Raw genomic sequence first — 17,117 nt, 5'->3', positions numbered from 1 at the left:
CAACCTGATTCAGATACCGCCGAGGCAGAGGTACTTGATCTCCAGATACTCATCCAGGCCGTACTTGGAGCCTTCGCGGCCAAGCCCTGAAGCCTTCATACCGCCAAAGGGCGCCACTTCGTTGGAGATCAGCCCGGTATTGATACCCACCATCCCGTACTCCAGCGCTTCGGCGACACGGAAGGTGCGCCCCAAATCGCGGGTGTAGAAATAACCGGCCAGGCCAAACTCTGTGTCATTGGCCTGACGTACCACTTCGGCCTCATCACTGAAGCGGAACAACGGCGCCAGCGGGCCGAAGGTCTCTTCACGGGCCACGCGCATATCCACGGTGACGCCAGTGATGACCGTGGGCTCGAAGAAATGCCCGCCCAACGCGTGCGCCATGCCGCCCTGCAACACCTTGGCGCCCTTCTCCAGCGCATCGGCCAGATGCGCCTGTACCTTGGCCACGGCATTGCCGTCGATCAACGGGCCAATGACCACGCCGGCTTCGTCTCCAGGGCCGACCCGCAGCTTGGCCACGGTCGCGGCCAGTTTCTCGGCAAAGGAGTCGTAGACGGCGTCGTGCACATAGATACGGTTGGCGCAGACGCAGGTCTGCCCGGCGTTGCGGTACTTGGCTACCAGTGCACCCTCGACCGCAGCATCGAGATCGGCATCCTCGAAGACAATGAATGGCGCATTGCCACCCAGTTCCAGCGAGAGCTTCTTCAGGGTCGGCGCACATTGCTCCATCAATTTGATGCCGACACCGGTGGAGCCGGTGAACGACAGCTTGCGCACGATGGGGTTGGCACACAGCTCGGCACCCACTTCACGGGAACGCTCGGCATCAGCCGGCAGTACGCTGAACAGCCCGGCAGGAATCCCCGCGCGCTCGGCCAGCACCGCCAGCGCTAGAGCACTGAACGGTGTCTGCGGCGCCGGCTTGAGCACCATGGCGCAGCCGGCGGCCAGTGCCGGACCTGCCTTGCGGGTGATCATCGCCGCCGGGAAATTCCAGGGCGTGATCGCTGCGGTCACGCCAATGGGCTCCTTGGTCACGATCAGGCGCTTGTCCGGCTGATGGCCGGGAATGGTGTCGCCGTAGACGCGCTTGGCCTCTTCGGCGAACCACTCGATGAAGGATGCCGCGTAAAGCACTTCGCCACGGGCCTCGGTCAGCGGCTTGCCCTGCTCGGCCGTCATGATCCGCGCCAGATCCTCCTGGTTGGCCAGCATCAGCTCGTACCATTTGCGCAGCCGCGCCGCGCGCTCCTTGGCCGTCAACGCACGCCAGGCGGGTTGGGCAGCCTGCGCCGCCTCGATGGCCTGACGGGTCTGCGCGCCACCGATGTTCGGCACGACGCCCAGCGACTCGCCGTTGGCAGGATTGAAGATTTCAGTCACATCGCCATTGCTGGCGTCGCACCACTGGCCGTCGATATAGGCCTGGTGGCGCAGCAGATCGGGATCGTTCAGTTGCATGATTTTCTCCTGCTGCCGAGGGAATAGATCACCCCTCGGCTGAATTAGGGGTTGAAGGCCTCACTCGGTGGGCGGCAGATCCTTGGTGAAGGTCTGGTCGTTCTCGCCGCGGAACATCCGTGCTCCGTAGATCAGCGCACACAGACCAACGCCGATGGCGAAGGCCCAGCCGGCGCCCTTGATCGCCAGCACCGCGCCGATCACCCCGGCGATGCCCAGGTCACGCTGGCTGCGTGCCTCCATGATGCCCAGGCGCACGCTGACGTAGCCCTGGATCAGCAGGGTCAGTGCCAGCGCCACACCGAGAATCGGCTGCACCAGCGTCACCACCGGCAACAACAGCAGACCGGTATTGGTGCCCCAACGGAACGAGCCAACCCCGCCGTAGATCGACTTCATCGCCTTGGCGCCGCCCTTGAAGCGCTCGGTGATTACAACCTGCATGGCCGACCATTGCGGGCCACACATGGCCACGTCCGGCCCGAATATGCTCATGAAGGCATTGCGTCCGCCAAAGATCAGGTGCGAGCGGTTGGGGTTGAAGTCGACCTTCTCGTCACGCCGCACGTGGTCGGCTTCGCCGAGGATTGCCTTGGCGCCAAGCACGTCGCCGAACACCACCAGATAGGCGGCGAACACGGTGGGAATGGCGGTGACGAACATCATCAGTGGCGGCATGCCGAGGCCGAACACGGTGTATTCGTTCCACAGGGTGACAAAGTCCGGCTGGCTGATGCCCCACTCGATGCTAGGCCAGGGTGCCTCGCCGAAAATCGGCGCGACGATCACCGCCAGCAGGATGATCGGGAAGATGCCCAGCTTGGCGAAGTTCCACCAGAAGCGGTTGCGCTTCTTCAGCTCCTGGAAATGGATGGAAAACACCAGGTAAAAGGCGATACCGATGGCGATGGAAATGGTCCAGGGGAAGCTATCGAAACGACCACCTTCCTTGAATACCGTCACCACCGCACTAAGGCCGGCGCCCATGATGATGCCGGCCTTGAGCGCCGAGGGCACCAATGACACCACCTTGCGCGCCATGCCCGTCATGCCCAGGCCTATCGAGAACACCCCGAGCATCAACTGGAAGGCAATCAGCGCATGCACCCGCTCAGGGCCCTCCGGGAACTGGCTGCAGTAGGCCATCAGCAGTGGGATCGCCGGGGTGATCCAGCCCGGAACGACCGGGTCACCCAGCAGGTGGTGAGTCAGGTACAACAGGCCATTGAGCATGACCACTGCCAGCGCCACCTCGAAGGGCATGCCGAGGAACTCGGTCATCAGCGGAATCGCCGCCAGATCCACCGCGCACATGAGCAGGCCCTGCATGTAGTCGGATATCTCGAAGCGGTAATGAATGAAAGGCAGACGCACCTTGAATGGCCCCACCGGCCAGTAGGGGGCTTCCACACCAAGGTCTTGTTGATGCAGTTCGGACATTTGAGTCACCCAGCTTTATTAGAGTTGTATTTCAGCCGGCCCCAGCACCCTGGGGCCTTTCATCTTCGTTGCGGTAATCAGTAGGCAGCGCGGTAGATCTGTTCGATATCGCCAGCCGTCAGGCGCCGCGGATTGTTGCGCATCAGTCGATCGATCTTGCTCGCCTCCTCGGCCATGGCCGGGATGGCGTCTTCCGGCACACCGAAGCTGCGCATGCCCTTGGGGATGTCGACGTCGGCGCACAGCTCGGCCATGGCCTCGACGGCCAGGTCAGCGGCGGCCTTGTCGCTCAGGCCATGGGTTTGCACACCGAGAGCAGCGGCAATCTCGGCCATGCGCTCGACGCAGGCCAGCTTGTTCCAGGCCATCACGTAGGGCAGCAGCAAGGCATTGCTGACGCCATGAGCGATGTTGAAACGTCCGCCCAGGGGATACGCCAGCGCATGCACCGCGCCCACGCCGGCATTACCGAAGGCCATGCCGGCCATCAGGCTGGCGGTCGCCATGTCTTCGCGAGCGAGTAGGTCAGCCGGATTGGCATAGGCCTTGGGCAACGCCTTGGCGATCAGCTTGATGGCGCCGATGGCCAGGGCGTCGGTGATCGGCGAAGCATTGACCGACAGGTAGGACTCCACCGCGTGCACCAATGCATCGACGCCACTGGCGGCGGTCACGCCACGCGGGCAGGTCAGGGTCATCAGCGGGCTAACCAGAGCGACGTCCGGCAGCAGGTAATCGCTGACGATGCCCTTTTTCAGCTGCGCCTTCTTGTCGGAGAGGATCGACACATTGGTCACTTCCGAGCCGGTGCCAGCAGTGGTCGGGATGGCAATCAACGGCGGGCCCTTGCGCTTGATCTGGTCAACGCCGAACAACTCTTCCAATGCACCGTCATGCCCGACATAGCCAGCCACGGCCTTGGCGATGTCGATGGCGCTGCCACCACCGACACCGATCAGGCCATCGTGACCGCCGTCGCGGTACACCTTGGCGCAGGCTTCGACGATGGCGATTTCCGGTTCCGGCTCGACACCGTCATAGATGCCATAGCGGCGCTCACCGAGTTGCTTGAGGACATGCTCGACCGTACCGGACTTGATCAGGATGGCGTCGGTAACGATCAGCGGATTGGTGATATTCAATCGAGGCAGTTCGAGCGCCAGTTGCTCCACGGCACCCTGGCCGGTCAGCAGCTTGTTGGCGATCTTGAATGCGGCAGTGTTCATCAGCAGGCCCCTTATGCGTTGTTATGCTGAACGGGTTCGGGCTTGCTATAGCCATTCCTGTGCCAGCTTGCTGAAAGCTGCGAATTAGAAGGCTTGCGTCGATTTGTCACAGCACGCAGCGGGTTACGCTTGATCAGAAAACCAATCAGAAGAGCCTTTTACGATCCATTTCCCAATCAACCCTGTTCCCAGCGCTTCATCTTCTGCACCAGCGTCGCCTGGCTCAGACCGAGCACCTTGGCCGCTTCACGGGTGGTCTTGTGCTGCATCAGCGCACGGCGGATGAGGCGCCGCTCGAGGTTCTCCACCTGCTTGCGCAATGGCAGCAGGTCGTCGACATCGCTGCGGGCGACGCGCATTTCCTCCGGCAGATCGCACAGTTCGATGCGTTCACCACTGCAGGTCACCACCAGGCGCTCGACCAGATTGATCAGCTCACGGATGTTGCCGGGCCAGGCGTAGTCGGTCAGCGCGTCGAGCGCCTCGAGCTCCCAGCTCAGCACTCGACCATAACGCTGATTGAATTCGGCCAGGTAGAAATCCAGCAACGGCTGAATTTCCTCGGGGCGCTCGCGCAGCGCCGGAATGTGGATCGGCACGACGTTGAGGCGGTAGTAGAGGTCGGCGCGAAAGCGGCCCTCGGCGACCATCGTGCGCAAGTCGTGGTGGGTGGCGGTGATGATGCGTACATCCACCTCCTTCAACTCCAGACCACCGACCGGGATGAAGCGGCTCTCCTCGATCACCTTGAGCAATTTGACCTGCAATGGCAGCGGCAGATCGCCGATCTCATCGAGGAAAACCGTGCCCTGATGCGCCAGTTCGAGCAGGCCGCGCTTGCCCTTGCTGCCGGCGCCGGTGAACGCGCCTGGCACATAGCCGAACAACTCGGCCTCGATCAGGTTCTCCGGCAGCGCACCGCAGTTCAGCGCCAGAAAGGGCTGCGCCGCGCGCGGACTGCTCTTGTGGATGTACTGGGCGATCAGAGTCTTGCCGACGCCGGTTTCCCCTTGCAGCAGCACCTTCACGTCACTGGCCGCGACCTGCCGCGCCTGCATGAAGACGCGTCCTGAAGCGGGCTTGTCGGCGACCGGCGAGGCATCGAGCAGGTCGTCACGCTGACCGGCATGCAGCTTGGCCGTGCTGTTGCGCAGCTGCTTCAGTTGCTGCAGCTCGTCGCGCTCGTGCTTCATGCGCAGCAGCTCGGTCATGTCGCGCACGGTGCTGACCACGTAGCGCACGCGTCCATCGGCGGCGAAGATCGGCGTACCACTGACCAGCAGGCGTTTGCCCTGGCTGACGCTCTGCATCAGCGACAGCGCTTTGCCTTCCTTGAGCACGCGCAAGGACACCGACTGCGAGATCACACCCTGCTCTACCAGCGCCTGCATATGCTGGCCGACGACGTCCTCGGCACGCAGCCCGGTCAGACGCTCATAGGCACTGTTGACCTTTAGGGTGATGCCATCGGCGTCGGTGATGTAGACGCCATCGTGCAACGCGTCGATCAGCTCACGAAAACCGGGATCATCGAAGTCCATCTGGCTGCCTTGTTGGGTCAGGAGAAACTACACATTCTACGCCCGGAAATGAGCAAGGCCTCGCCGGTTTCCCGGCGAGGCCTTGAACATGCAACTGCGGCGATTTATTCCGGCGTCGAAGTACGCAGTTTCTCGCTGCGCCCACGCAGCCACTCCAGAGTCAGCAGCAGCAACACCGAGAAGCCGATCAGCAGGGTCGCGGCGGCGGCGATGGTCGGCGACAGGTTCTCGCGGATGCCGCTGAACATCTGCCGCGGCAGGGTGGCCTGCTCGGGGCCGGCGAGGAACAGGGTCACCACCACTTCGTCGAACGAGGTGGCGAAGGCGAACAACGCACCCGAAATTACGCCCGGCGCAATCAGCGGCAGGGTCACTCGGCGAAACGCCGTCAGCGGCGAGGCCCCGAGGCTGGCGGCGGCACGCACCAGGTTGTGGTTAAAGCCCTGCAGCGTGGCCGACACGGTGATGATCACGAACGGCACGCCGAGCACGGCATGCACCAGGATCAGCGACAGGTAGCTGTTGCCCATGCCCAGCGGCGCGAAGAACAGGTAGCTGGCGACACCGATGATTACCACCGGGACGATCATCGGCGAGATCAGCAGGCTCATCACCAGCGCCTTGCCACGGAACTCGCCACGGGTCAGGCCGATGGCCGCCAGGGTGCCGAAGACCATGGCCAGCATTGTGGCGGCCGGGGCGATGATCAGGCTGTTCTTCAGCGAACGCATCCAGTCAGCGGACATGAAGAAGTCCTCGTACCAGCGCAGTGAGAAGCCCTGCAGCGGGTAAACAAGGAAGGTGCCGGAGTTGAACGACAGCGGCACGATCACCAGCACAGGCAGGATCAGAAACAGCAGCACCAAGCCGCAGAGAATGCGCAGGCCGTAGTACCAGAGGCGCTCGACGGGTGACATGTAAGGGCTGAGCATGGCTGTGACTCCATTTAGCATTTAGCTCCCCTCTGCCGCTGACGGCAGAGGGTTATCAGATTGGCCTGCACGGCAGGCCTTTTAACCCAGGCGCAGTTTGCTGGCGCCGACCAACCAGCTGTACACCACGTAGAGCACAAGCGTCGCGGCCAGCAGCAGACCGCCTAGGGCTGTGGCCATGCCCCAGTTGATGGTGGTGTTGGTATAGAAGGCGACGAAGTAGCTGATCATCTGGTCGTTCGGGCTGCCCAGCAGCGCCGGGGTGATGTAGTAGCCAATCGACAGAATGAACACCAGCAGGCAACCCGCACCGACACCGGCCAAGGTCTGCGGGAAGTACACCCGCCAGAAGCTGGCGAACGGATGGCAGCCAAGCGATACCGCCGCACGCATGTAGCTGGGCGAGATGCCCTTCATCACGCTGTAGATCGGCAGGATCATGAACGGCAGCATGATGTGGACCATGGCCACGTACACACCGCTGCGGTTGAACACCAGTTGCAGTGGTTGCTCGATGATGCCCAGCGATATCAGCGCGCTGTTGATCAGCCCTCCGGACTGCAAGAGCACGATCCAGGCCGCGACGCGCACCAGGATCGATGTCCAGAACGGCAGCAACACCAGAATCATCAGCAGGTTGCCCTGCCGCGTCGGCAGGTTGGCCAGCAGGTAAGCCAGCGGATAGGCCAGCACCAGGCAGATGGCGGTGATCACCAGGCTCATCCAGAAGGTACGGGCGAAGATGTCCAGGTAGATGGCCTGATCCGGCGTGGCCTGGGCCAGTTCGCCGAGGTCGTCGATGCGGTGATCGAGCGCGGCCAGCAGGTAGTACGGCGTGACCGACGACGCATTGCGGCGGATCACCTGCCAATAGGCAGGGTCGCCCCAGCGCTCGTCCATATCAAGGAAAGCGTCCTGATAGGACGCCGGCTCCTCGCGGAGCGGCAGCTTGCGTGCGGTCGCGCTGACCAGGCTACGGAAGCCCGCCAGCTCCATGTTCAGGCGCTTGGACAGATCGCCAAGGCTCTGATTGCGCCGTGCCTCGAGCATATCGCTGGCAATCGCCCGGTATACCGCCTCATCCGGCAGGCCGCGACCATCCCAGGCAGCAATCGCCTCGACGGTGCGCGGCAGGCTGCCGACCACTTCCGGGTTGTCCACACTGCGAATGAGCAGTGCGCCGATAGGCAGCAGGAAGGTCAGCAGAAGGAACAGCAACAACGGCAGGATCAGCGCCTTGGATTTCAGGCGATTGAAACGCTCGGCACGGGCCAGTCGCTGCTTCAGGCTCGGCCCGGGCAAATCATTGGCAGGCAGTACGGCGGCCATGGGCAACTCCGCAAGCAAGAAAGGAATTCAGACGGCCCCGCCATGAGGCGGGGCCGGATAGGCGACTTAGCGCGCGGCCCAGGCGTTGAAACGCTGCTCCAGCTGCTCGCCGTAGTCAGCCCAGAAGGTCACATCGATGGCCACCTGGTTGGCGATGTTTTCCGGGGTGGTCGGCATCAGGTTCAGACGCTCCGGCGCCAGCAGCTCGATGGCCTGCTTGTTGGCCGGGCCGTAGGCGATATTCTCCGAGTAGGTCTTCTGCGCTTCGGGCTTGACCGAGTACGCGATGAACTCCTTGGCCAGTTCGGCATTCTTGGCGCCACGCGGGATGGCCCAGGAGTCGAAGTCGTAGATACCGCCGTTCCATACCACCTGCAGGTTGCTCTCGCCCTGCACGGCAGCGATGCGGCCGTTGTAGGCCGAGCTCATCACCACGTCGCCGGAGGCCAGGTACTGCGGCGGCTGGGCGCCAGCTTCCCACCACTGGATGTTCGGTTTCAGCTCATCGAGTTTCTTGAATGCGCGATCCTGACCTTCCTTGGTGGCCAGCACCTTGTATACGTCCTTGACCGGCACGCCATCGGCCATCAGGGCGAATTCCAGGGTGTACTTGGCGCCCTTGCGCAGGCCGCGCTTGCCCGGGAATTTCGCTACATCCCAGAAATCGGACCAACTGGTCGGCGCCGCGCTGAGTTTGTCGGCGTTGTAGGCGAGCACCGTGGACCAGACGAAGAAGCCCACGCCGCACGACTGGATGGCGCCGTCGATGAAGTTGGACTCATCGCCGAACTGGGCCGGATCGAGCTCCTCGAACAGGCCTTCGTCACAACCGCGGGCCAGTTCCGGCGACTCCACCTCCACCAGATCCCAGCTCACGCTGCGGGTGTCGACCATGGCTTTGACCTTGGCCATTTCACCGTTGTATTCGCCGCCGAGCACCTTGTTGCCGGTTTCCTTCTCGAAGGGTTCGTAGAACGCCTTGACCTGCGCCGCCTTGTTCGCGCCGCCGAAGGATACCGCTGTCAGATCCACCGCCAGTGCCGGCATGGCACAGCTAACGCCCAGGGCCAACGCCGCGAGCTTCAGGGATTTCGTCATTCTTATCAGCTCCTCTGTGTTACGGGGTAAAGGTGAAGCACTGCGCGAAAGACTCACTCGATGTGGAGTGGATCCAGCGCGCGGACATGCTCGACAGACCAGCCGAGCGGAACCAGGTCACCAACCGTCAGCGCCGGATCGAGCTCGGCGACGGGTTGCTTGACGTAGAAATCGGACTTGCCGCAGACCTCCAGGCGGATACGCACGTGGTCGCCCAGGTAGATGAACTCGGCGATACGCCCGGAGAAACGATTCGGGCAGGACTCGCTGTGGCCATTGAGGCGGATACGCTCAGGGCGAATCGACAGGCTCACCGCCTCACCGACGGCACCGACGTTGACCGCCGTGGCGCGCACTTCTTCACCGCGCGCCAGGCGCACCACGCACTGCTCGCCATCGCGGCTGACCAGCTCGCCAGCCAGACGATTGTTCTCGCCGATGAACTGGGCGACGAAGGTGTTGTGCGGCGCTTCGTAGAGTTCGCGCGGCGGCGCGATCTGCTGGATCTCGCCCTGATGGAACACGGCCACGCGGTCGGACATGGTCAGCGCCTCGCCCTGATCGTGGGTGACGTAGACCACGGTTACGCCCAGGCTCTGGTGCAGGTGCTTGATCTCCATCTGCATGTGTTCGCGCAGTTGCTTGTCCAGCGCGCCGAGCGGTTCGTCCATCAGCACCAGCTGCGGCTCGAACACCAGCGCACGGGCCAGGGCCACACGCTGCTGCTGGCCACCGGAAAGCTGGCCCGGATAACGGTTGCGGAAGCTGTCGAGCTGCACCATGGACAGGGCACGTTTGACCCGTTCGCTGATATCGGTGCGCGACATGCCACGCACGCTCAGCGGGAAGGCCAGGTTCTCCGCCACCGTCATGTGCGGGAACAGCGCGTAGTTCTGGAACACCATGCCGATGTCGCGTTTGTGCGGCGGCAGTTTGTTCAGCGAGCGGCCATCGAGGAGGATTTCGCCAGCGGTCGGCGTCTCGAAACCGGCCAGCATCATCAGGCTGGTGGTCTTGCCGGAACCGGACGGGCCGAGCAGGGTCAGAAACTCACCCTTGCGGATATCCAGGTTGAGGTCTTTGACGATCAGCGTTTCGCCGTCATAGCTCTTCTGTACGCCACGGAAGCTCACCAGTACATCGTTTGCCATCACACCACACCCTTGTTCTTGTCTCAGGCCGATGAGCCAAGATTAGGTCGGCGAGACAGGGCGAAAAATCGGGCGGGATGACAAGCTGATATCAGGCGCGAGGAGAATCTCGTGTAGGGATCGCCCTACAAATTCCGAGTGATCGCATCGGTTATACAGCGCATGAAAACCGTGGGAGCGGCTTCAGCCGCGAAGCTCCGGTGGGCGATTCATCGTGGCTGAAGCGGAGTGCCGCCCAGCCGCTCCTACGAAAGCGGCCGATCAGACCAGGCGGTGCTCCATGGCGTAACGCACCAGATCGGCCATCGAATGCGCGCCGAGCTTCTGCATCAGGCGCGCCTTGTGCGTACTCACGGTCTTGTTGCTGATCGCCAGGTGCAGGGCGATATCGTTGACGCCCTCACCCCGCACCAAACGCTCGAACACCGAGAACTCGCGCTCGGACAATTGCGCGTGGGGCGGGCGCGAGTCGGTCAGGCCAACCTCGAAGACCATGCGGTCGGCCAATGCCGGGTCGATATAACGACCACCACTGGCCACCTTGCGAATCGCAGTGATCAGCAGCGCCGGGTCGCTGTCCTTGGTGGCGTAGCCGGCAGCGCCAGCCTTGAGCGCACGCGCCGCCATCTGCGCCTCGTCGTGCATCGACAGCACCAGAATCGCCGGCGCTTCGTTCAGCGCGCGGATACGCGGAATGGCCTCCAGACCGTTGACGCCGGGCATGGAGATATCCAGCAGCACCACGTCGCAAGGCGTGCGCCGCAGTACCTCGATCAGCTGCTCGCCATTGCAGGCTTCGCCAGCCACCTCGAGATCACGCGCCATGCCGATCAGTTGCTTGATGCCTTCCCGCACGATGGTGTGGTCTTCGGCCACCAGTACCCGAATCACGCTGCGATCTCCTCTTCCAGATTGATGCGCGCGCACAGGGTAGTGCCCTCGCCCGGCTGGCTGTCAATCTGCAACTGGCCACCGAGCATGAGCATGCGCTCCTGCATGCCGACCAGGCCGAAGGATTGTCCCAGCTTGCGCAGCGCCGGATCGAAGCCCTTGCCATCGTCGACCACCGACAGACACAGGCTGCCGCCCTCCTGCCATAGACGCACCTCGACGCTGTGCGCGCCAGCGTGGCGCATGACGTTGGTCAGCGCCTCCTGAAGGATGCGGAACATGCCGATGGCCTGGGCGTCCGGCAAGCGCGGCAGGTGCTCCGGCACATCAACCAGGCAGGGAATCTGCGTGCGTTCCTCGAAGCGCCGCACCTGCCACTCGATGGCCGAGGCAATGCCAGCATCGAGAATCGGCGGGCGCAGCGCCGTGGCCACATCACGCACCAGCTGGAATAACTGGGCGATCAGGCGCTTCATGCTGTTGAGGCGTTCATCCAGTTCGGGAATCTGCCCGGCGCAAACCAGCTCGCACATGGCCGTCTCCAGCTTGAGCACGGTCAGCACCTGGCCCAGCTCGTCGTGCACCTCACGAGCGATGCGCGCCTTTTCTTCCTCACGCACGCTTTCCAGGTGCGCCGACAATTCGCGCAGACGCGCCCGCGAATCGGCCAGTGCCAGCTCGGCCAGCTTGTTCTCGGTGATGTCCCAGAGGATGCCATCCCACACCACCCGACCATTACCCAACGGCCGCGCAGTGGTGCGGATGTCGGCCCACAGCACCTCCTGCTCGGCAGTGAGGATGCGTCCCTGCCAGTACCAGTCGCTCTCGCCCTCCAGCGCCAGGGTCTGGCTGTTCAGGTAGCTGCTCAGATCCTGCGGGTGCACCAGGCTGCGGATGCCACGCTCCTCACGTTGCAGATCCTGCGCTGGCCAGCCGACCATCTCCTGACTGGCCTCGCTGATGTAGGCGAAGTTGACCACCGCTCCCGGCCCGGCCCGTTCCAGACGAAACACCAGGCCAGGCACGTTACCGGCGATACCCTTGAAGCGCGCCTCGCTCTCCTCCAGCGCTGCACGGGCACGGCGGCGCTCGGTAACGTCGCTGAGAAACACCACCAGGTACTCGGCCTGGCGATAGCGCAGAAAACTCAGCGAGACGTCAGCCGGCATACGGCTGCCATCGGCACGCAGGCAGTCGACCTCGAAGCTGGATGAACCCTCGTCCTGCTCGCGCACGCGCTTCCACAGGTTGAGCCAGCGGTCCATATGCAGGCCGGGCTCCAACTGACTCAATGGCTTGTCCACCAGCTCGCCAGGGGCGTAGCCGAGCATGCGTTCGGCGGCGCGGTTGGCGTAGCGCAGGTGACTGTCCCAGTTGACCCAGAGAATGCCCACCGTGCTGTGGTCGATGGAGAACTGGCTCAGGCGCAATGCCTCGGCGGCCTGCTGATGGCGATCCAGTTCGCCGCGTGCAGCCAACAGCCCACGCTCCAGCGAACGTGTCTGCTGCCGCTGCCGATAAAGCGCTGTCGCACCGAGCATCAGAATCAGGGCGAAAAATAACGCCAGGGTCTTCCAGAAGCCGACGAAGTCGGTGGATTGTGGATAGCGCAGCGGCATCCAGGTGTCGCGCAACTCCTCCAGCTCACGAGCAGGCAGCGCTTGCAGAGTCCGGTCGACAATACCGGACAGAAGCGGCTGGTCACGCCGCGTAGCCAGGCGCAGCAGCTGCGGCAAGCCAATATCACCGACGATGCTCAAGCTGGAGAAACGCGACTCGCGCAACAGCAGGCTGAGGCTCGCTTCATCCAGCACGGCGTAGCTGACTTCCTGGTTGAGCACCAGCAGCAAGGCGGCGCGCTCCGACGGCGTCGCACGCAGACGCAGGTTGGTGTGGGTGCGCTCCAGGTATTCGGCAGCCTGGCTCGGCGTGCGCAACGCGACCGTCTGCTCCAGCGGCAATTGATCGAGATCCACCGCACCGCTGCCACTGCGCTCGCCAACTACCAGATGCGGCACACGCAGGTAGGGCATGGAGTAATGCCAGATACGCAGACCAGCCGGCGTCTGCTGCAGGCCTGGCGCCAGGTCGACTTCACCGGCGTTGGCGGCCTGATCCAGCGCCTCCTGGCTCGCATACAGGCGCCACTCGGGCGCAACACCCATGCCTTCGAGCAAGCGTTGCATCAGTTCGACATTGGCGCCCGTCAGCTGCCGGTTCTGCCCGCGCTGCACCCAGGGCGCCTGCTGGATCAGGCCCACGCGCAACACTGGATGCTCCTTGAGCCAGGCACGCTGCTCGGCGTCGAAAGTCGGACGCAATGGCATACGCGCACTCTCGGCCCAGACGCCGGATGCAGCCACTATCAACAGGAAAGAGAGGAAACGGAGAAGGGACTTCATGCACGGTGAATCCGCTGACGCGATTGCTTACCTTACTCCAGTCTTTCGCTAATGGCCTGACAAAAGCGAAGCTCGGCATTAGGCTCTGTAGCAGACTCCAAGGAGCTTCATCGATGCGCCTGAACTCACTCGCACTGCTCGGTTTCTGCCTGCTCTGCGCCACCACGAGCTGGGCCCAGGAACCGACCGGGGATGCCCAGAGCGCCACGCCTGGCGAAGCCGATACGCCGGCCTCGAACGAGCGGCCGTCTCTACCCGAGCGTAGCGTCAGCGATGCGCTGACGCTGGAGCAGCGCCTGGACAAACGTGAGCAGCAGATGCTGCAGGCCGGCGTCGAAAGTTTCCTCGCACTATGGCTGCCGGCCAACGTCGGCGAACCCAGCGGTGCGGTGATTCTGCTACCCGGGGACGTGGAAAACGCCGACGGCGCCGCCGCAGTGGGCCCGCTACGACGCAAATTGCCTGACGCCGGCTGGCACAGCCTGAGCCTGACACTGCCGGACCCGGACGGAGACCCGCTGCCGCTGCGCGATGCAAGCGTCGAAACCGCAGCGGCGCCCGCTGACCCGGCAAGTACCGAGGCGCCCCCCGCGGCCGATAGCCCTCCACAAGCACCGGAGGCAACAGCAGCACAGGCCACGGACAGCGGCACAATCAGCCCGGATCAACGGCGCCAGGCCCATGTCGAACGCGTGATGGCGCGCATCGATGCCGCCATCGCCTTCGCCAGCCAACAGCAGGCCAAGGAAATCGTCCTGCTTGGCCACGGCAGCGGCGCCTACTGGGCCGCGCGCTACCTGAGCGAACGCAAACCCGCGAATATCCAGAACCTGCTGATGGTGGCTGCAGACTTACCGGCAGGATTCGCCCCGCCACTGGACGAACTGGTCACCCAACTGCCGGTGGCTACTGGCGACTTTTTCTACAAGGATCAGGCCACCGACCGCACAGCCGCCTTGAAACGCCTGCAAGCCAGCAAGCGGGCAAAGCTGCCCACCTATGTACAGGTAGCGATGAAGGCACTGCCGGGCAACCTGGATGTCCAGGAGGAGCAGCTGTACCGCCGTCTACGTGGCTGGTTGAAACTGCATATTCGCGCTGCGGGCGGCTAACGAATTCCGCGACGCTGGCGAATCAACGCATAGGCCTGGTGCAGCTGACGCGTGGTGTCGGTGGCCTCGCGAATGCGCTCAGGTGAGGCGCCCGAGCCAGCCAGTTTGTCCGGATGATGCCGGCTGAGCAGGCGCCGGTAAGCGCGCTTGATCTGCTCAGGCTCGCTGCCTTCATTGACACCTAGCAGCCGCAACGCCTCCTGATAACTGCCGCCCGCCGGCGCAGGTTGCTGGCTGCGACGTGGCGCGTACTCCTCACCCAGGCTATCGAGTCGGGCGCTGTCCCAGCCGAGCCACTTGCCCCAGAGCAGGATCAACTCATGCTCGCTGGGCGACACTCGCCCATCGACCCAGGCCATGCGCCAGCAAGCTCGCAGCATGGTATCGGCACGCTCGCGCTGACGCTGCAGCGGCGCACGCAGGTTGTCCCGTCCGGTCTTGCCGCGGGCGAAGGCTTCGATGGCACGGCGCTGGGCAGCGGCATCCAACCCCAGCCGCTGCATTTCCGAACGCGCCTGCTGGATATGGCTCTGTACCACCCGGCCGTCACTCTTGGCCAGACGTCCCAGCATCAGAAACAACAAGTCGTCATCCGTCGGCGCAGCACGACCGCCCAGACGCTCACGCAGATTGTCCCAGCCATGCAGGCGCAGACGACGGTCCAGCACCTGCCCAAGTAGACCGCCAAGCAGTGCCCCCGGAATACTGGCCAGGGCGAGCCCAGCCGCAGCACCGAGCAGGGTGGCCGGCCACAACACCTAACGAGCCTCCTGCAGCAAGCGCTCGACTTCAGCCAAACGCTCGTGCGTACCGACGTCGACCCAACAGCCGCCATAGTGCTCGCCACTGACCTGTCCTGCCGCCATGGCCTCACGCAGCAGTGGCGCCAGCTTGAAGGCGCCTGGCACAGAGCCGGCGAACAGACGCGGATGCAGCACGGCGAGACCGCTGTAGGTCAGCCTTTCACCTGTCGCCTCGCCGTCATGGACCTCACCTGCCGCGAGAATGAAATCGCCCTGCGGGTGATGGGCCGGGTTATCCACCAGCACCAGATGCGCCAGCCCGACACGCGGCGGGCGCAGCGCGGCGAAGGCGTAGTCGGTGAAGACATCGCCATTGACCACCAGAAATGGCTCAGCGCCCAGCAGCGGCAACGCCTTGAAGATGCCGCCACCGGTCTCCAGCGGCTCGCCTTCGGCGGAATAGACGATACGCACGCCAAAGCGCGCGCCATCGCCCAGGTAATCCTCGATCTGCCGGCCTAGCCAGGCATGGTTGATCACCAGCTCGGTGAAGCCCGCAGCCGCCAACGCCCGGATGTGGTACTCGATCAACGGCACACCCGCCACCTTTACCAGCGGCTTGGGCGTATGCAGGGTCAATGGTCGCATGCGCTCGCCCTTGCCCGCCGCGAGGATCATCGCCTTCATGCACGTGCCCCTTCATCTTTCGCCAGGCTGGCGAACAGCTCACTCAGCTCGGCAAGCTCCGGCCGACGCGCCAAAACGGCCTCTATATAAGAGAAGAAACGCGGTACGTCGCCCAGGTACTTGGGCTTGCCATCGCGGTGACAGATGCGCGCGAAGATGCCGATGACCTTGAGGTGGCGCTGCACGCCCATCAGGTCGCTGGCCCGTAGAAAATCGTCGAGCGATGCCTGCACCGGAATACCCGCCGCCTTGGCGCGCTCCCAATACCCGTGCAGCCAGTCCTGCACGCGCGCCTCGGGCCAGCTGAGGAATGCATCCTTGAACAGACAGGTGATGTCGTACGTGACCGGGCCGTTGACGGCATCCTGAAAATCCAGCACGCCGGGGTTGGGCGCGCTCTGCATCAGGTTGCGCGGCATGAAGTCGCGATGCACCACCACCTTGGGTTGTTCCAGGGCGCTGTCGATCAGCAACCGACTGATGCGCTGCCAGGCGGCCTCCTGCTCGGCGGTAAAGCTGTGCCCCAGGTGACGCTGCACGTACCACTCGGGAAACAACTGCAACTCACGGCGCAGTAACGCCTCATCGTAATGCGGCAGATGGCTGTCGAGCGGCAAGCGCTGCTGCTGCAGCAAGGCCTCGATGGCATCGTCGAACAATTGGTCGGCGTTGTGCTCGTTGATCACGTCCAGATAGGTCTGGCGGCCCAGGTCATCGAGAATCAGGAAGCCCTGCTCAAGATCGGCAGCCAATACCTGTGGCACATGCACACCTGCACTAGCCAGCAAGGCCGCAATACGGACGAACGGCTCGCAGTTCTCCTGGGGCGGTGGCGCGTCCATCAGAATCAGGCTGCGCTCACCGGCCTGCCAGCGAAAATAGCGGCGAAAGCTGGCGTCGCTGCTGGCGGGAGTGAGCTCGGCCTCCGGGACCGCTCCCCAGTCGCGTGCTGCGCACAGGAGGGGCAGTTGCTCGGCGAGCCATGTTTGCAGCTGTTGCAGACGTACATCGTGTTCAGACATCAAGGGGTCTCCGACGGCGCTAGCCGTTGCGCCGGTCATGCTTTATTATCCAGCATCTTTTTCAGCCCATCGA

At 63.5% G+C, this 17,117-nt stretch carries 14 protein-coding genes; 1 reads left to right on the top strand and 13 read right to left on the bottom strand.

What is annotated here, in order from left to right:
* Positions 1–9: 9 nt before the first annotated feature.
* The 10 genes from gabD to EGJ86_RS09320 all read right to left on the bottom strand — a co-directional run bounded on the left by gabD (position 10) and on the right by EGJ86_RS09320 (position 13,480).
* On the bottom strand, positions 10–1,470 hold the full coding sequence (gene gabD / locus EGJ86_RS09365) for an NADP-dependent succinate-semialdehyde dehydrogenase (RefSeq protein WP_125834902.1): 1,461 nt from the start codon (positions 1,468–1,470) through the stop codon (positions 10–12).
* Between the two features lie 60 nt (positions 1,471–1,530).
* A complete protein-coding gene (locus tag EGJ86_RS09360) occupies positions 1,531–2,910 on the bottom strand; it encodes a hypothetical protein (RefSeq protein ID WP_125834901.1) in 1,380 nt (459 codons plus the stop codon).
* Positions 2,911–2,987: 77 nt separating this feature from the next.
* The gene (locus tag EGJ86_RS09355) at positions 2,988–4,136 is read right to left on the bottom strand and encodes an iron-containing alcohol dehydrogenase (protein WP_125834900.1); all 1,149 of its coding nucleotides are present in this window, start codon (positions 4,134–4,136) and stop codon (positions 2,988–2,990) included.
* A 176-nt stretch (positions 4,137–4,312) separates the two neighbouring features.
* Entirely contained in the window at positions 4,313–5,677 is a 1,365-nt protein-coding gene (locus tag EGJ86_RS09350) for a sigma-54-dependent Fis family transcriptional regulator (protein WP_125834899.1), read from the bottom strand.
* 104 nt (positions 5,678–5,781) lie between these two features.
* A complete protein-coding gene (locus tag EGJ86_RS09345; protein WP_099525820.1) occupies positions 5,782–6,609 on the bottom strand; it encodes an ABC transporter permease in 828 nt (275 codons plus the stop codon).
* An 81-nt stretch (positions 6,610–6,690) separates the two neighbouring features.
* Positions 6,691–7,938, bottom strand: a complete 1,248-nt coding sequence (locus EGJ86_RS09340; RefSeq protein ID WP_125834898.1) for an ABC transporter permease — start codon at positions 7,936–7,938, stop codon at positions 6,691–6,693.
* Between the two features lie 66 nt (positions 7,939–8,004).
* Positions 8,005–9,036 (bottom strand): ABC transporter substrate-binding protein, encoded by a 1,032-nt coding sequence (locus EGJ86_RS09335; protein WP_125834897.1) that lies wholly within the window; start codon positions 9,034–9,036, stop codon positions 8,005–8,007.
* A 53-nt stretch (positions 9,037–9,089) separates the two neighbouring features.
* A complete protein-coding gene (locus EGJ86_RS09330) occupies positions 9,090–10,187 on the bottom strand; it encodes an ABC transporter ATP-binding protein (protein ID WP_125834896.1) in 1,098 nt (365 codons plus the stop codon).
* A 261-nt stretch (positions 10,188–10,448) separates the two neighbouring features.
* A complete protein-coding gene (locus tag EGJ86_RS09325; protein ID WP_074679617.1) occupies positions 10,449–11,078 on the bottom strand; it encodes a response regulator transcription factor in 630 nt (209 codons plus the stop codon).
* Complete coding sequence (locus EGJ86_RS09320) at positions 11,075–13,480, bottom strand: PAS domain S-box protein (protein WP_125834895.1); 2,406 nt, start codon at positions 13,478–13,480, stop codon at positions 11,075–11,077. The genes EGJ86_RS09325 and EGJ86_RS09320 overlap by 4 nt, the downstream gene beginning before the upstream one ends.
* Positions 13,481–13,593: 113 nt before the next feature.
* Between EGJ86_RS09320 and EGJ86_RS09315 the strand changes: the two genes are divergently transcribed.
* Positions 13,594–14,592, top strand: coding sequence for an alpha/beta hydrolase family protein (locus tag EGJ86_RS09315; RefSeq protein ID WP_125834894.1), 999 nt, complete (start codon positions 13,594–13,596; stop codon positions 14,590–14,592).
* Here EGJ86_RS09315 and EGJ86_RS09310 read toward each other — a convergent pair.
* The 3 genes from EGJ86_RS09310 to EGJ86_RS09300 are packed head-to-tail and all read right to left on the bottom strand — an operon-like array spanning position 14,589 to position 17,044.
* The gene (locus EGJ86_RS09310; RefSeq protein ID WP_125834893.1) at positions 14,589–15,350 is read right to left on the bottom strand and encodes a DnaJ domain-containing protein; all 762 of its coding nucleotides are present in this window, start codon (positions 15,348–15,350) and stop codon (positions 14,589–14,591) included. The two genes, EGJ86_RS09315 and EGJ86_RS09310, sit on opposite strands and share 4 nt — an antisense overlap.
* A complete protein-coding gene (gene murU, locus EGJ86_RS09305; protein WP_125834892.1) occupies positions 15,351–16,022 on the bottom strand; it encodes an N-acetylmuramate alpha-1-phosphate uridylyltransferase MurU in 672 nt (223 codons plus the stop codon).
* Entirely contained in the window at positions 16,019–17,044 is a 1,026-nt protein-coding gene (locus EGJ86_RS09300) for an aminoglycoside phosphotransferase family protein (protein WP_125834891.1), read from the bottom strand. The genes murU and EGJ86_RS09300 overlap by 4 nt, the downstream gene beginning before the upstream one ends.
* Between the last annotated feature and the right edge of the window lie 73 nt (positions 17,045–17,117).

Source organism: Pseudomonas sp. o96-267 (assembly GCF_003935465.1).
In the GTDB taxonomy this organism is placed as follows: Bacteria; Pseudomonadota; Gammaproteobacteria; order Pseudomonadales; family Pseudomonadaceae; genus Aquipseudomonas; species Aquipseudomonas sediminis.
Note: the sequence above shows the minus strand (reverse complement) of the source record. Positions and strands in the feature narration are given on the sequence as shown.